Consider the following 26,166-nt stretch of genomic DNA (forward strand, 5'->3'; position numbering starts at 1 on the left):
TCAGAAAATTGGCATCGGGTCTCTTGCGTCAAAAATCTTATGTCAGACTCATAACTCTAGCTTGAGTCCACTAGACGCTGTGGCAGGAGAGCTTTTTCAAGTAATTGACTCGGCAGACAAAAGTCCAGCAACTCTTCCGACTGTAACACCATTAGATGGACTACTCATAGAAAGATGGTTTGTTAAGGTCTTGTGTGGCCTAGCAGCAGCTGCGGGTTGGAATAACGGGATTGTCCCAGAGCAATGGAAATTACTTTTGTTAGGAGAGCAATGGCCTGACCACTGTGGTCTATACCTTCCTATACCATTGGAGCAGCAAGTCTTGGCTAAGGATTTGTTTATAGACAGTATCGTGGCTCAAGAAACGAAGGAAGTTCTCGCAGCCATCTTTCGCATCGCGGGTGTCAGTTTCCACATTCTTCTGGTTCGTCCTGAGAATCCATCTACCTGGGGAACCCACCGCCCCAGGGGTATCATTTTTCAGAATGAGGCGGGCGAGAAGCGCATCGAGTTTGTCTGGCCCCACCTAACAGAGCAGGCTGTCATCTACACAAAAGTCGGAGTAACTAAGGAGCCTCCGCCCCAATGGGACGGATGGAAGGAGTGAGGCGTAGCCTGAACGTCTTACCCAGCAAGAAGTTCCAGCCGAGAGTCTTAACCATCTTGCCTCTGCTTCATTAAGGCAAAACTGCAGTTGGACTTGGGTGTTATGTTGCTAAATCCTCTCTGAAACACTTTACTTTTTACCCGATTCAACCACCCCAACTTAATCACTGCCTGAAAAATCGGGCGACTTCCCAAAACCTTCAACACCCAACTTTCCCCCAACCGTAACCGCGAGACCTCATCTTTCTGTTCCATCTTGGCTCGATTTCTGTCGGTAAATGGAGACGAAATGACTTAATTTTTACCGCTTGGCACTCGGTGGAAATTTCTATTAATGCTTGCTAGTAAGCAATCTTAATCGCCTTTTGCAAGTTGTGATTAATGGGCTTTGGCTGATTTTGAAAGCGCTTTAACAGATCTAACGATAGACTGAAAAAAGCAGTATTCAGATATACCAGTTTTAAAAGGCGGCTACCACCGCCCACCGAATCAAATAAAATGCCGAACTCTACCACTCTACATCCTTTCAGTTGCCAGTAGGTACTATTTTTAGGTGCAAATGCGCTACACGCAGGCTACGCCAACACCAACTCCACCAGCCCAGTATCCTCATCTTCAAACCCAACCGGGCTAACACCCACATCAACCCTTAGATTCATTTCAATCACCTCAAAAACACTACCAACGGTCAACACTTGACCGAGTTTCAACCTGTTAACGCTTAGATAGTCCCACCTTTTCAACAATTCCTATTCTAACACCTCAATTCTAGGGAGAAATCAACTCATGGTCGCCACAATTGCCACCGAAGAAGGACTCAAAATACCCGTTTTCGATGCCGCTTACAACGATGCCAAAGGACGCAATGTAGGCAAGTTCTTCAACAACCCAGAAATCCTACGTCACTCGATTCTGCAAGCAATATTTCAACCAGAAGAACTGAACTCATTAATGATAGTCAAACTTGATAAATCCAATCCCGACCCTCACCAATTACGCACCAACATCCACGACCCAGAAGACGGAATTAAGCGACGCATGATCTTTCAATCTGGAAACAGTTATTACTTTGGTGACGAAACCTTAGCCAAAAAGATCGGAGACTTATTCGTAACCGAAAAAGACACCGCCTGTCGCTACGGTTCCCTTCTAGTCAGCACTTGTATGTCCGGCGTATCAGAATGCGACAACCTGCGAGTAAAAATTGTTGATTTCACAGACCCGCAATATGCTAAATATCGCACCGGAGACTGTCACGGTGCCATCAGTTCCGAATTACTCAAAAGCATCGGCGGTGAGAAAAACCGAGCCAGCCAATTTCGTTTCGCTTGGCTACGCAGTTGGAATTCAGAAAATACAGAATCCACACCCCAAGTCAGCTTTCTAGCTAAAGGAACGCTCCGTCCCGATGACAATTTACTCGACTCATTAGCCGACTCAGAAGGTAACAAACCCCAACTGATTTTAGACCGCTCCAGCATCAAAGGCATCAATAAAAAACAACTCAAAGAACTCATTCCTTGTGGCGATTACGAATTACCAAAAGCCATCCTTGGAAACCGCAAAAACAGTCAAATTGGCATCACCCAAACAAGCTGGCAGTCCACCGGGGTTTGGTTCGACGAAGAAGCCCAAAGACAAGACCTAGTGCCAGCAGCTAAAGCCGAAGCCCAAAGACTAGCAGCACTACAGCGCGACCCGATGAAATTGCGCCAAGCCATGATTGAAGATTACGATAAACGCGAAGCATATTTAGCGCGTTTGAACGAAAGAAAACTCAAAGAACAGCAGGAAAAACTATCAACTACAATTGATGACGAAATCATCAGTAACAGCGAGGAAAGTACCGAAGATAACAAGCGGGAAAGACAGGACATCCAGATGCTCAAATCCGATAAATTCGGACTGATGATAGGCAGTCCCGAATTTACCAACATGGCCGAAAGGTGGCTGGCATCAAAATGGCGAAATTTGGCAACCAGGGGAGCTTTATCAATGACTTCTGCAATGGCTTTACCCTGCGAAGATTTACCCAAAGGCACGGTTTGCGCTAACCATTTAGAAGAAGGAGAATGCGTTCAAGGTCGATTCCCCATTCTCAACAAAGATGGTCTGAGGATATACCAGAATATACACGCCCAAAACCTGGAAAATATTCCAGAAGAAACCCGCACTGCGATCGCGAAAATTAAAGGTGTAATTTGGTTCCATCCCAAAGACTTAGAAAAGTTCCATCAAGGTGATTTTGACGGTGACGAACCCTTTGGCATCGAATCTGCAAAAATCCCTCACATTGCCCAACAAATATTACCAGCACAAGACGGATTATTTGACTTCGGGGAAGTCGTACAAGCTGAGAAAGTTCCCTATACTAAAGCTAAGTATCGAGAAGACGATCTCGAAGTTAGAGAAGGTAAAGTAAAAGCAGGTCAACGCAAATTCACCACCCTAGAACAAATCGGTGTTGCCAGTTCTCAAAATGAAGTCGGAATCGTCGCTTTAGCCATTGGCAAAGTAGCCGCAGCACTCCCCAACCCCGGCGAAGATGAAAAGCTATTTCTCAAGCAGCAGAAGCGATTTATTGCCGCTCTTAGCATCATGGAACAGTACGAAGTTGACTACCAGAAAAATTCGCTGCGGGGTAAAGATGCCAAAGAAGTGAAAGAGAACACAGGTCTAAATCCCGACACTTTACTAGAAAAAGTAGATGAATGGTGCGAGAAACACAAAAGCTGCACTTACTTTTTCCAGTACAAAGGAGACGATCGACTCTACAAACAATTTCCCATGCCCGCCGACTTCCCCAATCCTGTTTACGTCCTAGCCAAAGAAGCCGTTAACCCTTATTGGGAACAAACGCGACTCATCCACCGTAACCGAGATGAATTTCAGCACATTCTACCCCCGATTCCGGCTCATTTAATCGTGTCAAAAGACAATCGTAAGGAACTAGATGCAGCAGGCATTGAGTACGAAAAAGAAGGCAAAGAATTGCACGTTTCCTATGAGTACAAAAATGCTTTAGTAGAGAGAGGAATCGAGTACCGACACAGCAAAGAAAATGACCTGCCTTGGGAAGAAAACGAATTGCAATGGGCGAAAGACCTGGTGCAGCGCTTTCAAGAGGACAAAAGTATTATCTACGATCGCACTGGCAGCGACATCAAAGCTCGAAAAGAGGAAATGGGCAAACTTTATGACAGCTATCGAGCCGAAATTGACGAAATTTGGGATACTCCAGACAGAAAAACTAGAGCGGCTCATGCCTTATTCCAAGCTACCCACACTTCCGATAATCTGAGCAAACACCGGACAATTTGCCAGAAGGTGGCAGAGGATTTGGAAATTACCTTTTCCCTCCAAGAAGACTACGAATTGCTGCACGAAGCCTTACCGCGAGATGTCTACGTGCTGCAAGTTCCTTTCCAAAAAGTTAAAACTAAAGATGGCAGAACCATTGACCTTCCTAACCAATGGAAAGACGCACTCGATAGCAAAGGAATTGCATACGAAGCCACTGCTCATCCCGAATTGCCGCTAGTTGAATTCGCCTTCAAAAACTTACCCCAAAGCATGGTGGCGAAACTGGATACCAAATACGGAGACAATTCTAACGATCGCATCGACACCGACTCTTTGAAGGTAACAAACTACTCCGGTAATGAAACCAGACTCCTCATCGTACCTCCCGTCGATTGTCGGTGGATTGAGTCTCAAGATAAAGCAGGTAGAGGCGCACTTGTTTACAAATTATTCATGGATGAAATCTCTGATGCTTTGTCAAATTATCGGGTAAATCAAATAGAAGTAGTCAATGTCAAACATCCCGATAACGACTACTCAGAGGAAGATTTCTCCAAGTCAAAATGGAAAGATCGGAAAGTCACTTTGCAAGTGGGAACGATCGATTTACCTCCCACTCACGAGAAGTATTACCGATTTCAAGGCACTCCCATTATCCAGCTTGACGGGAAAAATTTGGGTACATTTTCCCCCGAAAGTCCTAAGTTGCCCCCTGGAACTACTTTTGAGGCAATGCTTTCCCCCGACAAAGGCGGCAGGTCGGTTATGCTGAAAGTCGATCGCGAATCGATTCGGTTGCCTGAAATTCAATTGCCATCGTTCGATTCACCTGAAGTATCTCAAAGTTCTGAGTTAGCGAAAACTGGACGTAGCGCGATCGCACAAAACGATAGCACGCCCCAATCCCAAAAACTCCCACAACAACGGGCTTCAAAACCAGAAACAGCAGTGAACGGAAAGCGTGACACCACCAACGCTAAAGCTGACAACTGGCGGCTTTCTCTGCAAGACACCCTCTTTAGCGTCGTTTCGGAAACCTACAAGCAACGGCGGTGCCCACAGACGGCGGCTATGCGATCGCACCTTCCTTCCGATAGCACTCAGCACTTTAAGTTTGGCGACAACCAATGGACAGCTTACGTACAGCCTAACGGGGATTGCTTTGTCAGAAACGAGTCCAAGCGCACCGTGTTTAAAGCTAACGTTAACACCGGGGATGTTCAAATTCCCCTGACAGAGCAAGCTGCGGCTCGTTTCCAAGAGATGATTGTAGAACGGGAAAAAGCTTTGTCCCAGTCCCGAACTACTTTCACGCCTGCGCCTGAATCGAAACCGAGGGAGTTGGAAATGGTTTAGTTGAGAGGAGGTGGTTGGGTTTTAGGGGGCGATCGCACAAGCCCCAATGGAAAATTTTCCATTGGCTTCTGTCACTCATTTGTCACACTATCGCCTACATTCAGTGCCAACCAACTGCTTGTACGAATGCGAAGCCGAAAAAACGGTTTGAAAAAGTAGGTAATTATGTGCATTTTTTACCTACTATTACCTACTTTTTCCTACTAATTCCTTGAAATATCAGTTTTGGAGGCTTCATCAACCCACTTTAGGAGGTGATTTTTGCACATCCAGTTCTACTCACTTCTCCCTTAGTTTAGCAGCAAGCCATGTCGAATGTACGCAAAACTAAAATTGTGTTATAAATTATACAAAAACCACTCTTTAGTCTTATCCTAGATGCTTAGCACTGATACACTACGTTTGCTCACTCAGCAATTTTTCTTTCAACTCCTGACATTCTTGGGCTAATGGGATGCCTAATTCTGTAGCGATTGATAAGGCGCGATCGCATCGTTCAATAGCCAAGTCATAATAACCTAACTTAAAATAAATCTTAGCTAAATTCTTAAGAGATTTAACTTGAGTATAAGAATTATGAATTTGTATAGAAATTTCTTGTGATGCTTGCAAACATTCTAAAGCTTTTAAATCCCTGTCCAATTGTATTAAAGAAGCCCCCAAATTGCACAGACATCTTGCCTCTGCATTACGAGCGCCAATTTTCTGTACTATCACCAAACTTTGCTGATAGTAATAAATTGCTTGTTCGTAGTCTTTGAGAGCATAACAAGTATTTCCCAAGTTTCCTAAAGTGGCTCCTTCCCCTTGGCAATCACCAATTTCCTGCATAATATTTAAACTCTGTTTCTGGTAATAAATTGCTTGGTGGTAGGCTCCCAGATGATAACAAGCATTTCCAAGATTTGCTAGTGTTCCTCCTTCCAGATGGCGGCCTCCAATTTTCCTCGTAATGACTACAGTTTGCTGATAGTAATCAATTGCTCGATCGTAGAATCCCATATCTTTGTAAATAAGCCCCAAACTTGCTAAAGCTGCTGCTTCATCCTGGCAGTGGTTGATTTCTCGTGCTATTATCAAACTCTCCTTTTGATACTCAATTGCTTGGTTATAGTCTCCAATTTCGTAGTAAGCTATCCCCAACTCTCCGAGTGCCTGACCCTGTCCCCTACAATCCCCAATTTCTTGGGTAATTGCTAAACGCTGCTTCTGGTATTCAATTGCTTGGTTATAGTCTCCCAATATTCCATAAATACTTCCCAAATTTCCAAGTGCTGCCCCTTCCCCTTGACGGTTGCCAATTTTACGCATAATCAATAAACTTTTATGCTGATATTGCATTGCTTTATTATAGCTACTTAGCGTTTTATAAATATTTCCCATATCTAACAATGCTACTCCTTCCTGTTGATAGTTTCCAAGTCCTTGTGCCGTCAAAAAACTCTGCTGACAGTATTCAATTGCCTTAGCATTGTCACCAAAAATATGATATAATTTTCCCAAGCCATTTACAAAAATATTGTTTAAGCTAGGATTTAATTTGTCTAAAAGTATGTTGTACAAGTTAGCTTGTTCACCATAGTAGCCCCATGTACCTAGTTGCTCGTGTAATTCTTGATTAGTAGGTGGATCAAAGCGAGTTAACAGAATTTGTCCAGACTTCTCCCAATCTTCTACCTCACAAAGATGATGAAATGCTTCCAAATAGCCATGTACTTTTTCTAAATTATCAGCATCAGGAGGAGGAGCATCCTCATCACTAAGGAAGTTTTCTACCGCTATATAATGGTCAAACTGATCAATTGGTACTTCATCTATATTGATGTTCCATTGAACAAGTAGTAACTTTTTAGGTGATTGTAAATTATTGGCCATAATAATTAGTTTTCTGCCTCCTGATTTAGGAACTTTTCTTTTAAATCTTGACATTCTTGAGCTAGGGGGATGCCTAACTCTGTGGCGATGGTGAGGGCGCGAGCGCAACACTTATGAGCCAGTTCTATATTGCCTAATTTGGGATGAAGTTTGGCCAAGTGATATAGAGTCACAGCCTCAGTAGAACGATCACCAATTTCTTGGCAAATATCTATTGCAATTTGTAAAAGTTCCAGAGATTGTGAATAATGCCCAACTTTTATTAGCGTCTCACCCAAATTAGATAAGATGATTCCTTCTAACCAACACTCTCCAATTTCTCTGGCGATATTCCAACCCTGCTGATAGTAATCAATCGCTTGGTCATAATTCCCTAGCAAATCACAGGCAACCCCGATATTCATCAGAATCATGCCTTGCTCCTCAAAGTCGTCAATTTCCTCTGTTATAGCTAAACTCTGCTTGTAGTAGTCAATGGCCTGACTATATTCTCCTAGCGAATGGTATGCATTTGCTAGATGCCTGAGCGTATCTCGTTCCCCCACGCGACTACAAACTTCTCTAGCAATAGCTAAATCTTGCTGATAGTAATTAATTGCTTGGTAATAGTCCCCAAAGAAATTGTAAGCAATACCCAAATTTCCTAATGCCCTACCAATACCAGCGCGGTCTCCTATTTCCGTGGCGATGGTTAAACTCTGTTGATGATACTCAATTGCTTTTTCATAATCTTCTAGAGACTGGTAGACATTCCCTAAATTCCCTAACTCTGCTCCTTCTCCTTGGCGATCGCCATTTTCCCTGGCGATAGTCAAACTCTGCTGATGATGGTCAATTGCTTGGTCGTAGTTTTCTAGGGAAGCATAGGCAATACCCAGATTCCCTAAAGTCGCTGCAACTCCTGCGCGATCGCCAATTTCCCTGGCGATGGTCAAACTCTGCTGATGGTATTCAATTGCTTTTTCATAGTTTTCTAAGGAATCATAGCCAATGCCCAAATTCCCCAAGGAGTTTGCTTCCCCAGCCCTATCACCTATAGAACGCGCTATTGCTAAATGCTGCTGATGATACTCAATGGCTCGGCTGTAATTTTCTAATCCTTGGAATGCAGTACCTAAATTTCCTAACACTGTTCCTTCTCCTTGGCGATTGCCAATTTTTCGACAAATCTCCAAATCCTGTTGATAGTATTCAATTGCACGGTTATAGTCTCCTAGAGCATCATAAGCAATACCCATATTCCCCACAGCTTTTCCTTCTCCTTGTAAATCACCTATTTCTTTGGCAATAGCTAAACCCTGCTGATAGCACTCGATTGCACGTTCGTAGTCTCCCAAAGAAGTATAAGCAATGCCTAGATTTACTAATGCCCCTCCTTCTTCTTTGTAATCACTCATTTCCCGTGCAATTGTCAAATGCTGCTGGTGATAATCAATCGCTCGCTCATATTCTCCTAAAGAATGGTGGACTTTACCTATATTCCCCAACGGCGATTTTGCTAGGGAGTGATTGCTGTTTGACTGTATACTGATTAAACAGTCCCGATAGCACTCAAATGCTTGGGGATACTCTCCGAGAGAATGATAAGCATTACCCAGACCATTCAAGCAAACAGAGTCCAAGCTTGAGTCTAACTTCCCTAACAGTTGGCTGTATATATCAATGGCTTCCTTATGGTAGCTCCAAGTACCTAGTTGACTGTGTAATTCTTCATTTGTAGGTGTTGCGAGACCAATTGAAATAATTTCTTTAGCCCTCTCCCAATCTTCTACTTCAGAAAGATGATGAAACGCTTCCAAATAGCTCCGCACCTTCTCTAAATTATCTGCATCATCTAGCAGTTCGTCATCATCTGTTAGAAAGTTTTCTAGCGCTATATAGTGGTCAAATTGAGCGATTGGGACTTCATATAAATTGAAGTCCCAACTAGCAAACAACAATTTACCAGGTTCTTTTAAACTCTCAACCATATTGTTTACTATTTTGTGTTAAAAATTTCTAATAATTGCTTGCGGTGTTCGATCGCCACGCTACGAATTAAATTGTGCTGTCCTAAAACCCGCTTTTTATTATAATTCAATGATTCCTCAACTAAGAAGCGATTACCCAGTTCTTCTATCGCTCTAGTTTGTCGCTCCTTACTACACTCCTGATTTTCCAAACGCTTCAGCCAATGAACCAAATGCTTCAGCCAATACTCTTCTTTTTCTGGAGCGCGATATACCGAAGCCGCACAAATTAAAACGTAAGCATCCTTCACATCTCTTGCCAAGCGATTAAATGCTTTTTGCAATTTTTGTTTATTTACTTGGTCTCGCACTTGCCGAGTTAGCTTATGTAACTCCCATTCATCTTTTTCTCCCAGATTTTTTCCTTGCTCTGCTTCCGCTAAAGCTTTTTCCACCTCTTCTATCTTTTGACTCGTATTTTCCCGTTCATCGTGCCAGTATGCCTGTACGTCTCCATTGAAAGGCTCACTCAAAATCTCCCCAATAATCACTCGTAAAACTAGAGGATGCCCTTTGTAGGCTTTCCCAATTCGTAATAGCAGGGGTCTATCGGGTAAATCCTCACTTACATCTAACCCCGTTTTCTCAAATAAGGCAACCTGTTCTGAGTCAGTTAATCCATATAAGATTTGGCGATGCCAAAAATTTCGGTACCGGGAATCTACCAACTTAACTGGCAAATCTTGTGAAGTGATAATTAAACGACTATTACAAGATTCTGCTGACAATAAGTTTAAAAAGAATTTCTCCCACCACTCATCAGCAAAATCACCCCAGCCTTCTGCTTCATTTCCTGTCAGCAGTCTTTCGAGAGAATCAATTAGTACCAACACCTGATTCTCCCGCAGGTATTTTGCCAATCTATACAACAATAGTTCCGGTTTTTTCTCCTCTGGTGAAAGTCTCTCTCCCCACTCCTCCAACCATCTAGCCGCAACACTCGCAAAATCTGTGGCTTTGTCTTCATTATCAAAGTTCGCTCGCCGCAACCTGTTCTTCCAATCTCCATCTAACCAGTCTTGTAACTCCACCGCCAATTTTTCAGCCAAAGCAGTTTTACCAATTCCGGTAAGTCCCAAGATGAGTAACAGGCGAGATGTCCCGCGAAGCTTCTGACCCAGTTCGGCTAAAAGCTGCTCTCGACCTACCCAAGCATCATCATAGGCATAAAAACCTTGTGGCGGGGCCGAATCCACATTATCTTGGCTTGGAGTGTTTAAGTCAGCAATTTCTTGCCAGTCCAGCCCTAACCTGTTACAAAATTCTAAAAAATTATCATAACTAACAGGTTTGCCATTGACGAAGTTGACAACTGTGGAGCGACTGTAAACCCCTACCTCTGTACCTAAGTCTGTCTGGCGTAGCCCATTCCGCTTAAGAGCCTCTTTGACTCTTTGGATCTTGCTTACAGAAACTCTGAGCGATCGCAACATAGCTTACTTCAGTAAAACTACTCATATAACTGTTTCTATACTAACCGTTAAAAATCAGTCAAAAGTCAGTCATCAGGTCGGTCATGCTCAAACATACGCTCAGTCAGCACTTTCGGAAGATGAGAGTGTAAAGCTTTGAAGGACGAGTTAATCAATGTCTCAACCCCAAGTTACCCACACTGACCTATCTGGAACAGTAACTCTACCCGAAGTGCCGCCTATCCGCACAGGTGAACCAACGATCGCGATACCAACCGACATCCAACCAACTATACCGCCGCAGTATTGGGGTACTGAAACTGGACTCATTTTAGCGATCGCTATCTTAATTCGCTCTGTTGCCTCGCTGATTCAGGTACTAACCCCACTGATGTTACGACAAAGGTCAGGTTCTTCTAAGAGGTAATACCCGCCGACAATAAGCGTAAGTTGCATCCTCCACACAGAGGGTGCAACTTTTTGTGAGAAGGAACACATCGCGATTGTTACTGAGGGCAACGAAAACCTTTATATTTTAACCCTTCTATTTCCTCTTATTCCCTCTTATTTCCTAATATCTCCTACTTGTCCCTAAAAATTCCTAGATTTTCCTCCAATTTTCACAAAATTTAATTAAGTTAAATTAACTTTCGCTGCTTTTTAATTGATTTTTTGTACTCCGACACCTCTTAAATCCTCCTAATTAGTACGCTAGTCGCATAGCAAGCCATGTCAAATAGACGTTATAGGGGGTAAAAATGAGCAAATAGCCCAAATCGCCTACTTGTCAGAATTTGTGCAAAAGGCAACGGCATATTTTCGCTTCAGCACAAGTAGCTGACGAATACCTCTCCTCTGGCTACCGCCAGTCAACAGGGCGATCGCTTGTTCTTAAAATTGACCAAATGCCACAAAAACACTACACGCCCACTGAAATATCGCATCCAACCAATGCTACCGCCCCTGAACCGACTGTGATCGCCCTGCCTGACCATTGGGTGCAACCGGATTTTAACTTTGGGGATGCAGTGACAGACAATGAAGAATCTTATATCGTCATAGGTTTGGCAATGGACACACACTTGGACATTTGGAAATACTTGTGTCGCACCCCGAACAATACAGAGCGATTCTTCTGGGAATATCAACTCAGACTTGCTTAAACTTCCAGCACTAAATATTAAGACTGTGTTGAGCGACGGCGATCGCAAACCAGAAACCGTCCTCAACAACAAAGTACGATTGGCTGCAAACCATACTCAACAATGATGCAATTTACAGGCTTAAAACATCACAGTCAAAAGCTACAAGCAATCCAGCCAGCAGTATCCACCCTCGAATCAGCCATCTGGATGATAAAAACTGCTCTAGTAGCTTCTCACTAATGCAACTTGTGACCGAACAAAACATAAACCGAAAGAAACAGGCTCATCTCCAACAGAATTGCTGACAATTGAATCAATGAAAGCAATGGATGAATCACCGCTCAAACCTTGCCATCAAGGTTCAGGAGATTCTAGCGAACGTCGGTGGCTGAGCATTAAATTAACTTAATGCCAAAAACCGCTCAAACCTAATCCCTTGCTGTTCAACTTAGCCTTAATAAACCATTAGTTAGCCCTAGAGAATTGATGTGCTTACAACTGCAACTCTCCCCAAAAACCAACTTTCCAAACCGACTGGAAAAACTGAAGTCGTCCGAGTGCGTCTAACCACCTTTGAAAAGGCAGATTTAGTGAAACGTGCCGCAGAAGCAGGTGAAAAAAGCCTGTCAGACTACTTGCGTAAACGCGCTTTTAGCCTTAACCCCACAGTCCCCCCTATCAATGAAGGAACTTGTGCCCAACTGCGAAAAATGAGTACGCACATTTGCCAAATGACCAGAGGTGTAGAGACAGCAGTAAAAACAGGAAAGTTACCCAAACAAAGCCTAGAAGTTCTGCAAGAATTCAGCCGAATGCTAGGCGAATATCACCAAGAACTAAGAGGGAAAATCAGAACAGAACTTTTGAGCGAAACCCGCGAACAAACACCCAATCAAACAATCGCGCAACTAGCCAATAGTCCTGTTTGACAATCTAAAGCACTGCTTAAAGTTCAATATCGAACCTAACAATCGCATCTAATTTCCTCGTAGGAGGTGAGAAAAGATGGCTGCAAAACTCTCAACTAAGCCCAACTCCAAAAGACAATTTTCTGCCCCAAAGCGTACTTGGTCTGTCCTAACAGCCACAGATCCCAAACACGTCAAAAAACTAGAACACATTCAGGAAACCCTCGATGCTGCCATAGAAACAATCCAAGAAGAAGGCGACATTGAGGACTGGGAGGATTTCAAAAACTTCGTTGAATCCTTCAACAAACGACCCGACAGAATCAATGAATCTGGCAATCAAAAAGCTAGTGTCAGCATGGATTTAGTTACTGAAGGAAAAGGAGGTGAGGTGTCGGGCTTTGTTTTCTATTTAACTAAAGACCCCAGCCAGAGAACTAGCGGTGTCTATTTAGTAAAAAATCTGAAACAGGCTGACGTTGAAACCAAAGACAATAACAATTACTATACTCCATCCCAAATTATGGACTTAATCGGGCTGGATGCCACTGATGAATTAGAGGAGGACAGCATTTCCGAAGAATTTGATGAAGAACTAGATGATGAATTGGAGGATGATTTAAGCGATCTAGAAGAAGATACAGACCTTCCCAGCCACAATACGCAAACTCGCAAGTCATCGCAGTCCAAACGGCAGCTAGGAAAGTCAGTAGCTTCTAAAAATGCTACCAGCAGAACGAAAAAAAAGGAGGAAGAAGATAATATTGAAGAACTACTTTCTGATGATGAGGATGATGCTCCTATCCCCAATGGTGTATTGGGCAAAATAGCTAAAAACCGCAGCGTTCAAAATCAGAATGATAACGGACAAATCAAGCAAAAAGTGGCTGAACAGCCCGAAGCAAAATATCCTTTACTCGACACCCTTGAAACTGTTCTAAAAGAAACCGAACGCCAAGGAGCAAGTGTCGCTTCTATGGGAAGCGAAATTAACGGATTAACCGTAAGTGGCTTAACCGTTCAAACTGCCTCTTTAATGGGTCTACTTGGAGCCAAGAGTATTGGGGAGCTAATTGATTACATCGAACGAGCGAGGGAAAAGGAACAGGCAGAAAAACTCGAAAAAATTCTCGAACAAATTGACTCATTAAACGATCGCGCCGACCGAGTTGCGACTCGTGCTAAACACGCTGATGTCATTTCCGGCATAGAGGCGATAGATACCCGCACTGAAAAACTTGCTGAACGGGCTAAGCAGGTATTAGAACCGCCTGCTGCAACTGAACCAGAGGAATTGGAAACGAGCCAGCCTCAGAGAAGCGATCGCGACATTGAAGCCAAGGGCACCGAGAAAGTTAAAATCAACAATCCCGAAGCCAAGGCAGCTCAAATTGGCGAAAAAATTGGCGATCTAGAGAGCAAGCTCAACCCAAACTCCCAGAAATCTAAGCCTCTACAGCTTGATAAAGATACCAGCATCAGCGAACAGTTAGACCAAATTCAAGACTATTTAGGCAACCTCTCAAAGAGGTTGGATCGCCTTGAAAGTATCGTTGACAAACTGGAACATAAAATGACCGTTCAGATGCCTGTTGAATCAGAATTTAATCCTAATTCACAAGTGCCAGAAACTCGTCAAAAAGTTCAGCCCACAGTTACTGCACCTAACAGTATCGACAAGGAGGAAAGCGAACCAGAGGATCTTCTTAGCAAAATGGTAGCTCAAACAAAAGTACAGCAGCAGCGAGAAGCTGTAGCAGACTGCTTGGTCAATTATGCTTTCGCTACGGGGCAGTCTCCCCAGTCGGGTATTGCTTTTGATGGTGGCGGCAGATTGAATGTAACTGCTGAAAACAACGAAGTTAAAGTTGTCGTAAAAGGCAGCGATCATACCGAAATCTTTTCGGGAACCAAGAATGGCGAACGCTGGAAATTTGAGCCGGATCGGGACAAGCTAACTCCAGAAGAAAGAGAAGCCATTTTCAAATTGCCTCAGTCGGAAGAAGAGTACAACAAACTAGCAACTGCCCAGGCTTTAGTTGAAAAGTTTCAGGACACCTTCCCCAAACGCTTTAGCGGGGAAAAAGATCCAGTGTTTCCTTGGAAAGAATCGCGTCGCGAAGACGGCACGACCGGGGCAGTCAAATACGAATTTGAAATACTGGATCTGCCGGACGGGTCAAAACAACTGATCGGAACTGACCCCCGCCAAGGTGACGCACAAGTGTTCGATGCCGTTCTGGTCAAAGGAAAGCCACCAGACGTTCGACAGTGCCACATTGCTGTTGAAGAAATGGAGGCTGTAGTCGGCTCCCCAGAGCCACAAAAAACTCAATCTAGAGAGTCTCAAGCATCTAAAGACTACAACTATACCTCGCCAGAACGCAAAGAACAATCGCGAGAAGACAGCAACGAATTGCAAGCATAAACTACTTTGAGGACAAATCCAATGCAAAACGATTACTTACACAACAACTACCGCTCTCATGGCGATCGCACTAGCGTTGCTAACCAAAGCATTATCCACAAACGCCGCAGCCATTTTAGCAAATTCATGCGTAAATTCAAACTCAATAACGCCGATTTAGCCTTCATTGCAATTTGCCTAATTGCAGCCATTTATCTAACTCTTGTCCAGCCCTTATTTGTCAGCGTATTTAGCTGTGCATCTCTGGTGTTCTTCGGACTGTGGCAAATTGCCCGCAGCATTCCCATCCTCGAAAAACTGCTGGGCAGCAAAATTCGCTTCTGGCACTTAGCCGTTGCTGTCATCACAGTAACAATGTTCCTGAATAACTTTCAGACCCCAGCCCAAGCCGTTTTTCTAAGCGGTCTCCAAGCATTTATGACCAATCTAGCAACGGAAGCTGGAGCCGCCGGAGGAGGAACAGCCATTGACGAATCAACCATCGCTTTAATTTTCAATGCCATTCGAGGCGTATTTCTCTTATTAGTAGCCGCCGCAGCTTTATTCGCTTACAACCAAGCGCAGCAAGGCAACGATTGGCGGCCAATTGTCACCCAAATTGCCCTCGCCTTCGGCATTGTAATTGCCATAGACGTTGTTACCTTCTTATTCGTCGGCGACGGTAGCGGTACAACAGCTCGTTTTGCCCCCAACCTGCCACCGCTGGGAGTAATTACAACTTTGACCTTTTAGAACTAAAAAAAAGGAGTCACCAATGGCTTTACGAGATCCAGAAAAAGACTTTATCAGAGTCAATAAAATCCTGGGCAAACAAGCAAGTATCGGGTTCATCCCTGCCAATCAAATTCTACCTTGGTGCTTCTTAACCGCCATTGCATACACCTTAACAATGGGTCTATTTAGCCTGGGATTGGGTTGGTTCTTCACTGTCTCGCTTTGGCTGATTGTAAGCTGGTGGCTCCTCACAGGAAATCAACCCCACCTCTTTACTGACAAATTCCGCAAGCCCCCCGGAGATGAGTGGTGTAGCGGCGACAGCTTCTATATTTCTCCCATCTCTTCCCTGCGCCCTCCTAGCATCCAAGGCAAACCTTACGATTCACAAATCCGCATCAAATTGAAACCCAAAATTGTACCCAATCAATATGGGGGAAGGAGCAAATTTATGCCTTTCCAAAATGAAATCAACCTCTGTTGTTTGGTGGAAATTGAAAAAGATGGCAGACAAGTGTCTGGGATGCTTCTCAATAACGGAACCAGCTACCAACTGGTATTTGGATTTCGCCTCCGAGGACTTCACAACCTACTATTTAGGAGCGAAGTATCGGCATTTGCAGCTTCTCTTGAAGAAGGAATGAAAGACATCCCCCCCAGTGAAAAAATCACTTTCTGCACCGGTTGTTACAGTAGCGATGCTGCTCGGCAAAAAGAATTAGAACAACTAGCTGACACCGCTGAACTCCAACCCGTATCTGTACTGCTCAGAAATGAACAGCGCCGCCTCCAACAACAAACTAATCAAGGCACTAGACAAGTATGGGAGCAAATTGCTTTCTGTACTTGGACTGCCGATAACGAAGGCGAAACCATCTCCAGGGATTTCATTGGCAAAGCCATTGATGGAGTCAAAAAATTGTGCGATTCCATTGTGGAAACCATTGCAGGTAACACCCGAATTTACAGAGAGCAATTTTACACCAAGCTGCTTCTCAACTCTTTTGAACAAGGATTCCTCCGCTGGGAAATTCTCCTGAATACCAAAATGGGGCTAGAAATTAGTCCCATGAATTCCTCAGAACTTTGGGAGTGGCTGTGGCTGCGATTCAACAGCAGTAAACCACCGCAAATCCCTCAAATTGTTAAACTTGAAGAAACGTCTTCTGGCTATCAACTCAGCGAAATTAAGACAACTGACAAACACATTTGTACAGTTTTAATTGAAGGAACGAATGGCGTATCCTCCTGCCCCGAACACCGCAAGACCAACAACCGCGTCTATCTCACCGGCAAGGGAAAAGAATGCGCTGTTCTGACAATGTATGACGCGCCCGCAGGCTGGATTAATACCCGCCAGCAATTGAAATGGATTTGGGAGGTGATGTCCTCAAGCTACGTCCGCGATACAGAAGCTTGGATAGAAATTAGCGCCGGAAATTCCCTTGTAATTAATGATAACTTAGCCAGACAAGCTAAAGGAGCAAAAGCCGCTAGTAGCAGAGCGATAACTAAAGGGCAAGGGCGGGATATTGGCGCTGAAATTAAACAGGAGGAATCTTTTGATGCCCAGCGCCGGCTTTACCAAGGAGCCGTACCCCTCAATGCAGCCGTTGCCTTTTTAGTGTACCGAAACACAGCGGAAGAATTGAGCCAAGCCTGCAATGTACTCTCTAATAGTTTTGGAACTGCGAAAGTCATCCGCGAACGGAACGTTGCCTGGGATATTTGGCTGCAATGCCTGCCCATTACTTGGAAATGGTTGCTGCATAGCGGTTCATTTTTGAGCGAACGCCGCCTCACCCTCGACACTGAAACTGCTGCTGGAATTCTGCCACTAACAGTTCCCCGCGATTTGGATAAAAAAGGAGTAGAATTTATCACCCATCGAGGCGGAAAGCCAATTTTTATTGACTTGTTCTACAGCCAAATTAGTCGCGCTTTAATTACTGGCGAATCTGGTTCAGGCAAGAGCGTTTTGGGGTGGCGTTTTGCCATTGAAGCTCTGGCGAATAACATCCCTGTTGTCGGGATGGACATCAGCAGCGGGGGTAACAGTACCTTCAAAACCGCGATCGAACTTTTGGGCGACCAAGGCGCATATTACGACATCAGCCAAGGGTCTAGCAATTTAGTAGAACCGCCAGACCTTCGCAAGTTCGACAAAGCTGAAAGAGAACGGCGGATGGAATCTTGGAAAGAATTTATCCGCAAAGCTGTGGTGGCGATCGCTATGGGCAAAATTCACAATCCCCACTTAGCCCAGCGGGTAGATTCAATTATCCTGCGAATGCTCGATATGTATCTCAGAGATCCAGAAATCATCGCTCGCTACAACAAGGCATTTGAAAGAGGGTGGCGATCTCCCGAATGGCAGCAAATGCCAACTCTCCAAGATTTGCTGAGGTTTTGCAGCAAAGAAAGGCTCAACCTCAAATCGTTTGAAGAACTGGATAGGCTAGCCATCAATCAAATCCTCAGCCAAGGAAATGCTTTGCTAACATCCCGCTTGGGAAAAGCGATCGGTCAGCCCAGCACGTTTTCGCCGGAACCTGCTGTTAAGTTCTTTGCCCTATCGGGACTGTCTAACGAACAAGATGCCTATTTAATGGCAATTAACGCCCATGCTGCTTGCATCCGCAACGCTCTTTCTCACCCCAAAAGCTTATTTATTGGAGATGAATTGAGCGTCCTACTCAAAAAAGATGGTTTTGCATCAGTTGTCGGCGAACTCTGCGCCACTGGCAGAAAAGATGGCATAGCTGTCTTGCTATTGAGCCAAGATTTTGATGCTATCTGCGAATGTTCCGCAGGAGCACAAATTCTGCAAAATATGGTCTACCGAATTACCGGAAGAATAACCAATTCTGGGGTGGCAGCCGCTCACAAATATTTGGGGTACGATCCGCAAATTATCAGTTCAAATGCAACGGAATCTTTTTTGCCAAGGGCTGCTGACCTCTACTCGTGCTGGCTGATTGAGAAAGGAGGAAGATTTTGGCGATCGCGATTCTACCCCGGAGAGATGATGTTGGCATCAATTGCTAACAACCAAAATGAAAAAGAAGCCCGCGATCGCATCATGGCTCAATATCCTCCTACCCTCAAAGGGCAGCTTCAAGGGCTAAAGCATTTCACCCAAGAATACATTGCAGCGGTGAAAGAAGGAAAAGGCTTCGACCGCATTGGTCAAAATTTAGAAATTGCCACCATAGCTGGCAATGCTCAGCCAAAAGTAGCATCCGACGTTCGCAGTAACAAGTCTCAAGTTTTTGCAAAAATCCCCAAATAACTGCCATGAAATATCAACTTCAATTAATGCAGCAACCTGCTACAAAACTAGCAGCAGTTTCCCTGTTAGCCAGTTGGGAATTAATCGTTCAAGTCAGGCCAAGTTTAGCTCAAACAACTCCTCCTTTCGTACCCGGTACACAAGAAGCGACTGTAAAAACTCCAGCCCCAAGCGTTTTCGTACCCGGTACACAAGAAGCGACTGTGAAAACTCCAGCCCAAAACATTTTCCTGCCAAGTACACAAGAAATGACCGTGAAACCTCCAGCCCCAACTGCGGGAAGTTTCTTAGCTCCCATTGCAGATGTTTTCAAACAAGTCAACGATTTTATCGGCGACATCCAAGGGTTCGTGCAAAACGAGCTATTTGGCTCCTTAAACGAACTCCTTTCCTCCTCTCTCGGAGCTATCCAAATTCCCGATCTGAGCCAAGTCAGCAGCCAAATTATTAAAGCTTCAACATCCCAGACAGAAGGAACAAAACTGTCAGATTTACTCGAAACTAAATCGAGCAAATTAGACGGCAAAGGTTCGTATAACATCATGTCTGACTTAGACGCTCAAGCTCAGCGCAGCGCCGCTATTGGCATAGCTGACGGAGCAACCCTCAGCAAAGAAGCTCAAAACAACAGCTTCCAAGTGTTAGAAGCCACTCGCCAAGATACCGAACAAAACATCCAATTAGGCGAAGAATCGCAGAGCCTCGACGTTACTCAACAAATTCTCCAAAACCTCTCGCAACAGACCGCATTGAGCGCACAAGTTCAGATGCGAAATTTACAGGAAGCTCAGCAAGCTCGCACAGATCGAGCCATTAATAACGTGCTGCTATCGCAAGCTGCTAAGGAAATATCCGCGCTCAATACGGGAGAGCGCCGAGGCAGCACTGCGTCTGGAAACCAAGCCAGCTATCAGGCGGGAATGTTGATGCTCCCCGGCGGCGGCTACTTGGGAAAACCGAGTGGCAGCAGCACAACCCCGATTTCAACTAACAGATTTGTCGCTCCCAATTAATGCTTCAAGCAGTTAACTTAAATCCGCGATAATCTGCCTAGTTTGTGTACTGAATAACCGCCTTATCAAATACAAAATTGAAGTTTTTTCCGAGGTGAAAATGAAAGACTTTTTAGCACAAATTACACCCCCAACGAGTGGTGCAGAAGGGTCATCCTTAGACATCGTTAGCGAGTCAATTAACCTGGCTAAGACTACCTCAGAATCTTGGGACAAAGTTTGGATTAGCACGATTGACCCGATCGCTTCTGGGCTGTGGGTCGGCTTAGTATCCCTCGGCATCACCCTAGCAGCCATCAGCATCCTGTTCTTAACTCTAAGCAGCGGGAAAGACATTATCGAAAAGCAGTCATGGTCAGAACTGGCAGCACTGTTCGTCTGGCCGCTCGTCATCATGCTGTTCCTCGGCGCTAACGGCAAATTGCTAGCCAATACCGTCATTTTTACTAGAAGTTTTGCCTACAGACAAGTCCAGAGTGTCCTAGAAGCGCAACTAGGAGAAATGACATTTAGGGACGCGATCGCTAACGTCACTATCAGCAATATCGGCCGCCAACAACTAGAAAATCTCTACGGTGAATGCCGAAATAAAGTCGGACAAGAACTGCTAACCTGCTGGAATTCCAAGCAAGAAGCTGCTCGGAAAATCGTTAGCGAAGCTGAAAGGCAAGCCGCCGGTTCTGCCCCTCTGCAAGCGCTGCGGGCTTTTGGTGAAACACTGTGGAATAATAGCTTGCTCGGTGCTGCTCAAGATGCCACGACTTTCATAACTGACCCCGGTTCAGTGTTTCGAGAAAAAGCAATACCGCTCGTCCGATTCATTCTTTATAGCATCCAGTGGGCGTTTGTCAACATCCTTGAAGCAGCCCTTTTACTAACAGCACTCTTTTCCCCAATCGCCATGGGACTGTCGCTACTTCCCTTGCAGGGTAGACCTATTTGGGCTTGGGCAACTGGATTTCTGAGCTTATTTGGTGTCCAACTTGGATACAACATCGTTGTCGGGCTAGCAGCCACCGTGCTAGTCAATTCTGGAGCCGAATTAGCCAGCGATGTCGCCTTCCTCTTTTTCATCAGCATTTTCGCACCCGGCTTAGCCCTATTAATCGCCGGCGGCGGCGGAATTGCCCTATACAGCGGCATTGCTAGCAATGCTAAACAACTCGTCGATGTTTTGAGCAACGCCATAGGAGCAGCCGCTAATTTGGCGATGAACAAAGGATTTAAGTAATGTCACTAATTACCAAAAGATTTTATGAAGCTACAAAGATTTTCACAAACTGCATTGTTGCCAGAAGCTAAAAATCTGCTGGCATTGTGCTTCCTCATCCTAACTGGAGTAAATATCCTCGCCCTAATTCTGCACCTCTTCGTCGCGTACCGAATCAACTCGGTAGCTGCTATGAAGACAACGCAAGTCCAGCTAATCAACGGTCAAACTTACTACGTAGCAGAACGAGATCGGTTTTTTCGGTATCCCTCAGTCATCCAAAATTTTGTCAAAAATTGGGCAGAGTTAACCTTCAACTGGGACAATAAAATACCAGGAACTAACGATACAGATTCAGGGATTAAAGTCAATTCCAAACGAGTTCCTACCAGCACTTATTTTGCTTCGTTACTCCTAGAACCCAATTTTGGCAAAGCTTCTCTCCCTGACATCGCTGAACTCGTCCCCAATAAAGTTTTTACGGGTCAATTGCGAGCAACTGTCATCATTTCTTTTTTATCCGAACCCAGAGAAGTCCGTCCCGGCGAATGGGAAATTGACATGATTGCCACTCGGTTGCTTGTCGATCGCACGTCAGGAATCGATCAAAGAATTCCTTTCAATCGCACTTTCCGAATCAAAGCAGTAGAAATCCAAACCCCGCCGCTAGGTAGTCAAGCCTCAGCTTTTGAACAGAAAGTTTATGAGCTTCGCTCGGCCGGCTTAGAAATCAACAAAATTACCGAATTCAAACCCAAATAATAGGATAACAATCGAAATAATAGGAGATAAAAACATGAGTGAAAAAGAACTTCAAAATGGACACGAATTTGATGGCGAACCCGATGAAATTGAAGAAGTTTCCTACAATACGCCACCTAACAGCACAACTAGCCATCCTTTTAATGGCAACAATTTCTCTAATGAAGCCAATAACTTTTCCCACAGTTTTAATGGCAACAACTCCTCTAATGAAGCCAATAACTTTTCCCACAGTTCTAACAGTTTTCAGGCAGCTAACGCTCCTGATGGCGCTGGCAGCAATGGTAAAAAGACGTTCGGCTCGACTGAGCGCGAGCCATTAAGCCGTGAGGAGGAAAGAGAATTAGCTGGACATGACGGAGAAGCCGATGAATTATTGACCTCTGAATACAGAATTAAACAGGACAACGAAGGAGCAGAAACTCATCCTGTTTCTGAGAAGCCCGAAGTTCGGACGTTTTCAGTATTAATGGGTACTGGCGCAGTTCTCGGCATCTTGGGATTCTTTTGGTTTGTCTTCTTTGCTCCTAAACCCGTCCGCCAACAGGCAAAAACGACGAACCCTAAACCGGCGCAAGTTTTTGAAGACGAGTCAGGAGAACTAAAAAGCCGACTGGCATTTCAAGATCAGCAGCGGACGTTAGAAGTTCAGCCACCTGAACCTAAAAATCGACCGACCCCTGCTCCCAAACCGACACCTGCACCAAAACCAGCACCAGCCCCTAGAAGGTCTGAACCCCCAAGGTCAGTTCAAAACTTTAATCCGCCACCGCCAAGGATAGTACAGACCATTCCTCAGCCACAGCCGCCTGCACCGCGCCCTTATCCTACGCCATTACCGCGCCCTGTCCCGCCGCCCGCACCGTTGGCACTTCGACCTGTGCCACCACCAGAAAAAGTAGACCCTTACGAGCGCTGGGCCCAATTAGCTTCTCTGGGGCAAAGCAGAGGTCAAGAAATTAAAGAGCTAAATGGTCAAGGTATTGCTGCCAGTTCGGCAACTTTTCCGAGCGCACCGGGGATGACAGCGGCAAATTACCCTACCGTGCGGTCAGTAATGCCAGCACAGGCAACGCTTCCCAGCACAGTAGCAATTGCGCCAACAGCAGCACAGGCAACGCTTCCCAGCACAGTAGCAATTGCACCAACAGCAGCACAGGCAACAATTCCCAGCACAGTGGCAATTGCACCAGTCCCATTGCCCCAACAGCAATCAGTGCCGCCGATTTCTCAAAACCCGCAGCCAATGCTAGTCAGTTCGCCAAAAAGCCCACAATCGGCTGCACCAATGCAAGAGATACCAGCGATCGCCATTGGAGTTACTGACTCTGCTGCAAACGCCAATAGAATGACCCCTGGAGAAGCTGGAATCCTCAACCGCACGACCGCCGAAAACAGCACAGCAATGAAAGAGATAGCCATCGGGTCATCTGCTCAAGCCAAGGTAATCGTGCCGATGATTTGGGACGAAGCAGGCCAAAGCCCAACAGCCGGAAGGTTTGCCGTCCAATTGACCGAGGACGTGATAGGAACTGACGGGGCGATCGCCTTACCATCTGGCACCGTCTTAATCACTCAAGTAGAAAATGTCACGCGCGGAAATCGACTGGTTTCTCAAAGCGTGGTGGCGCTTGTTTACCCCGATTCTGCTGGCCGCATCCAACAAGTACCCATTCCTCCCGGATACTTAATCGTTCGCGGAATCGATAACCAACCTCTCATTGCCGACAGTTTATTTGACAGAGGTTCTGAAATAGCCAAGGCTGATATTTTAGTGGGAATTCTCGGCAGCTTGGGGCGGGTAGGAGAAATAATTAATCGACCCGCCCAAGAAACTTTCAGCCAGCAGAGCGGCTTTTTTGGAAGTACGGCTGTTAAAACCACAACCTCACCTGAACCTAACATTTTAGCAGCCGCTTTAGAGGGATTCTTTACACCTACTGCCCAACGGCTGCGAGAAAGATCGGATCGCAACGCCCAAGAACTTTTGAAGCGAGGCAACGTGGCGATCGTACCAGAAGGAACTCAAGTTTCCGTATTTGTCAATGCCTTTGTCACAGTGCAAAGATAACGGAGGTAAAATAACCATGAACAAACTCACTCGGAAAATTCGTTTGGCTTTAATTTCTCCTGCCTTAATAATTGCCACTGCATTCAGTACAGTTAATATTGGGCAAGCTCAAACATCGGCGCTAAGAATTGTCGGAAGAGATGCAGCAATCAATACAACTACCAACCTTCAAGTATGGTCTGGTCGTTCCAGCGTTATTGATTTTAGCCAGACTGGTGAAGTCATTATTTACATCCGGTTAGCAGATCCATCCAGGGCCGTCTTTAACACTGATGCTGAATTAAAAACTAACCAAGCTAGAACCATATTTCTCCAACCGATTCAACTCTTACAATTTCCTGGCGCTACAACAGCCAACATTACTAACCTGTTCGTTAAAACTCGCTCTCCAGAAGGAATTGAACGCCTTTATACCTTTAATGTCGTTCACCAGAATGGGCAACCTACTAATAATGGCATTGCCATCTCTACGGTAGTGCCTGGCCAAGAGCCCAGCGTAACTTTAGCAGACAATCGAACGGCGACGATCGGCGACATCGAACGGGGATTAGACATTGCCATCCGAAGAGGTTACACGCCTCCCAATGACTCCGTTGTCTTCAAAGTTCGAGAGTTCATCGCTCTAGCTCGAAATGGCACAGCTATTGCTAAAGCTGCTGAGAAAAGTAATCTATCAATGTCTGTTGTTATTTCACTAGGGCAGCTAGGGTTGAGTCGCGAACCTTTGTATGAAATTCCAAAAACGCCATCTCCTTCGCTCCCTCCTTTAACTCGAACTCCAGGAAATTAAATCCGTTTGCTCAACCAGAAATTTCAACTTCGTATCAAGCAACAGTCCGGACAGTTTTTAGCTCACAGCCTGAAATCCTTGCTGGTATGCTCAACTCATCAATAAAGGGTTTCCTTATCAAAAACCTGCTAATTTTGTCACTTCAGGAGTTGTAGGACTTGACCTAAATATTTCCAATAATCTACATCGTTGGGTTGAGCTCCTACAATCAACCTACTGTTGCTACTGTTGCATGATTTTGAAGAACTGGTAGGTTATTTCTGCCTTGCTAGAGTAGAAACTTGGTTATTTTACTCTAAGTTTGACCTCAGTTCTTACTTTCCCATCTCAAATTTATCGGTCATTTTTTAGGAACTATTTCATTGAATCTATAGCTATAGATAGGGGTTCAGCCACTTGTAAGTCTTCAATCAGATTATCAACCCACCCCTGATAAGAGATGTATGGCACCTTAAAAACAGGTCTTAACTCTTCCCAATCCTCCACTTGAAAAAGATAGGGCGCTAACTGTTCTAAGTAGGAACGACCGAACTGAAATTCCATGTTGAGATTCCGAATCTTCGACAGTAATTTCTCTGAAATGGAAAGTTTTTCAAAGATATCTAATTCTGAAATACCCTTAACTGCCATGCTGTCTATTAACAAGACATAAAGCCTTTTGCGGGATGTTATATCCGGTAATAAATCAGCTTTAATACGCTGTAAAAATAAGTCGCGCTTCTGAATTTGTTCGGCAGTTAGCGTGGCATTGAAATATTGAATAAATGGATATTTTTCTCTTGTTAAGATACTTTCCGATACTTCTGCTGTCGTGCTTTTTTTTTACGAGCGATCGCCTCATAGGGATCTTCATCCCCTTCCGCATATTGCATCAACTCTGTCATAGACCAACCGATCGCATAGGCAAACTGGACTAACTTTTGCAATCTGGGATCGGCTTTGCCCTCGCTCCAGTTCACCAGCGTGTTGAATGAAACTCCTGTAATCCTTCCTAGTTCCCTAGAACTACCAACGCGCTCATCCTCCACCAACGCCTCTATTAACTGACCGAGACGTTTCTGGATTCCACTATCGAGCGCTAAATTTTCCTCTACTTTCGTTGACATTCCTGTTTTCTAATAGCTAAGGAGTTGCCGCAGGCATAATTGTATCGCCTGTATTATACCAGAATAACTCGTTTTACAGTCAATAGTATGATTCGCCTAACTTAATCTAAGCTCCAATCGCTAGCCTTAGACGGGATAATGATAGCCACTAATACTTTGACCCAAA

Annotated in this window: 19 protein-coding genes; 13 read left to right on the top strand and 6 right to left on the bottom strand. The window is 44.7% G+C overall.

Features of this window, described 5'->3' with window-relative positions; genetic code table 11:
• The first annotated feature begins 61 nt into the window (after window positions 1-61).
• Window positions 62-607 carry a hypothetical protein gene (locus QUA43_RS13065; protein ID WP_333374410.1) on the top strand — a complete coding sequence of 182 codons (546 nt, stop codon included), beginning with the start codon at window positions 62-64 and terminating at the stop codon, window positions 605-607.
• A 574-nt stretch (window positions 608-1,181) separates the two neighbouring features.
• Here the strand turns inward: QUA43_RS13065 and QUA43_RS13070 are convergent.
• Window positions 1,182-1,349, bottom strand: coding sequence for a hypothetical protein (locus tag QUA43_RS13070; protein WP_333374412.1), 168 nt, complete (start codon window positions 1,347-1,349; stop codon window positions 1,182-1,184).
• 43 nt (window positions 1,350-1,392) lie between these two features.
• On the opposite strand from QUA43_RS13070, the gene QUA43_RS13075 reads away from it, so the two are divergent.
• Window positions 1,393-5,265, top strand: a complete 3,873-nt coding sequence (locus tag QUA43_RS13075) for a hypothetical protein (RefSeq protein WP_333374413.1) — start codon at window positions 1,393-1,395, stop codon at window positions 5,263-5,265.
• A gap of 396 nt (window positions 5,266-5,661) precedes the next feature.
• Here the strand turns inward: QUA43_RS13075 and QUA43_RS13080 are convergent, their stop codons facing one another.
• The 3 genes from QUA43_RS13080 to QUA43_RS13090 are packed head-to-tail and all read right to left on the bottom strand — an operon-like array spanning window position 5,662 to window position 10,582.
• Window positions 5,662-7,194, bottom strand: a complete 1,533-nt coding sequence (locus QUA43_RS13080; RefSeq protein ID WP_333374414.1) for a tetratricopeptide repeat protein — start codon at window positions 7,192-7,194, stop codon at window positions 5,662-5,664.
• On the bottom strand, window positions 7,146-9,110 hold the full coding sequence (locus QUA43_RS13085; RefSeq protein WP_333374416.1) for a tetratricopeptide repeat protein: 1,965 nt from the start codon (window positions 9,108-9,110) through the stop codon (window positions 7,146-7,148). Before QUA43_RS13085 ends, QUA43_RS13080 begins: the two co-directional genes overlap by 49 nt.
• 8 nt (window positions 9,111-9,118) lie before the next feature.
• A complete protein-coding gene (locus QUA43_RS13090; RefSeq protein WP_333374418.1) occupies window positions 9,119-10,582 on the bottom strand; it encodes a helix-turn-helix transcriptional regulator in 1,464 nt (487 codons plus the stop codon).
• A 154-nt stretch (window positions 10,583-10,736) separates the two neighbouring features.
• Here QUA43_RS13090 and QUA43_RS13095 point away from each other — a divergent pair, with 154 nt between their 5' ends.
• From QUA43_RS13095 to QUA43_RS13145, 11 genes are all read left to right on the top strand, one after another.
• On the top strand, window positions 10,737-10,988 hold the full coding sequence (locus tag QUA43_RS13095; protein ID WP_333374420.1) for a hypothetical protein: 252 nt from the start codon (window positions 10,737-10,739) through the stop codon (window positions 10,986-10,988).
• Window positions 10,989-11,355: 367 nt separating this feature from the next.
• Complete coding sequence (locus QUA43_RS13100; protein WP_333294506.1) at window positions 11,356-11,724, top strand: hypothetical protein; 369 nt, start codon at window positions 11,356-11,358, stop codon at window positions 11,722-11,724.
• Window positions 11,725-12,194: 470 nt separating this feature from the next.
• A complete protein-coding gene (locus QUA43_RS13105) occupies window positions 12,195-12,635 on the top strand; it encodes a plasmid mobilization protein (RefSeq protein ID WP_333374422.1) in 441 nt (146 codons plus the stop codon).
• Window positions 12,636-12,711: 76 nt separating this feature from the next.
• Window positions 12,712-15,042 (top strand): hypothetical protein, encoded by a 2,331-nt coding sequence (locus QUA43_RS13110; RefSeq protein ID WP_333374424.1) that lies wholly within the window; start codon window positions 12,712-12,714, stop codon window positions 15,040-15,042.
• A gap of 21 nt (window positions 15,043-15,063) precedes the next feature.
• Entirely contained in the window at window positions 15,064-15,774 is a 711-nt protein-coding gene (locus tag QUA43_RS13115; RefSeq protein ID WP_333323241.1) for a hypothetical protein, read from the top strand.
• 22 nt (window positions 15,775-15,796) lie between these two features.
• Window positions 15,797-19,048, top strand: a complete 3,252-nt coding sequence (locus QUA43_RS13120; RefSeq protein ID WP_333374425.1) for a hypothetical protein — start codon at window positions 15,797-15,799, stop codon at window positions 19,046-19,048.
• Window positions 19,049-19,053: 5 nt separating this feature from the next.
• Window positions 19,054-20,061, top strand: a complete 1,008-nt coding sequence (locus QUA43_RS13125) for a hypothetical protein (RefSeq protein ID WP_333374427.1) — start codon at window positions 19,054-19,056, stop codon at window positions 20,059-20,061.
• Window positions 20,062-20,161: 100 nt separating this feature from the next.
• On the top strand, window positions 20,162-21,292 hold the full coding sequence (locus tag QUA43_RS13130; protein ID WP_333374428.1) for a hypothetical protein: 1,131 nt from the start codon (window positions 20,162-20,164) through the stop codon (window positions 21,290-21,292).
• A 24-nt stretch (window positions 21,293-21,316) separates the two neighbouring features.
• Entirely contained in the window at window positions 21,317-22,033 is a 717-nt protein-coding gene (locus tag QUA43_RS13135; RefSeq protein ID WP_325314634.1) for a hypothetical protein, read from the top strand.
• A 34-nt stretch (window positions 22,034-22,067) separates the two neighbouring features.
• Window positions 22,068-24,104 (top strand): hypothetical protein, encoded by a 2,037-nt coding sequence (locus tag QUA43_RS13140; RefSeq protein ID WP_333374430.1) that lies wholly within the window; start codon window positions 22,068-22,070, stop codon window positions 24,102-24,104.
• Window positions 24,105-24,120: 16 nt separating this feature from the next.
• Entirely contained in the window at window positions 24,121-24,894 is a 774-nt protein-coding gene (locus QUA43_RS13145; RefSeq protein ID WP_333374431.1) for a hypothetical protein, read from the top strand.
• A 354-nt stretch (window positions 24,895-25,248) separates the two neighbouring features.
• Here the strand turns inward: QUA43_RS13145 and QUA43_RS13150 are convergent, their stop codons facing one another.
• Window positions 25,249-25,524, bottom strand: a complete 276-nt coding sequence (locus QUA43_RS13150; protein ID WP_333374433.1) for a lipase — start codon at window positions 25,522-25,524, stop codon at window positions 25,249-25,251.
• Window positions 25,525-25,676: 152 nt separating this feature from the next.
• Entirely contained in the window at window positions 25,677-26,000 is a 324-nt protein-coding gene (locus QUA43_RS13155) for a transcriptional regulator (protein WP_333046225.1), read from the bottom strand.
• Window positions 26,001-26,166: the final 166 nt, after the last annotated feature.

Origin of the sequence: Microcoleus sp. N9_B4 (genome assembly GCF_036701635.1) — a bacterium.
Classification (GTDB): domain Bacteria; phylum Cyanobacteriota; class Cyanobacteriia; order Cyanobacteriales; family Microcoleaceae; genus Microcoleus.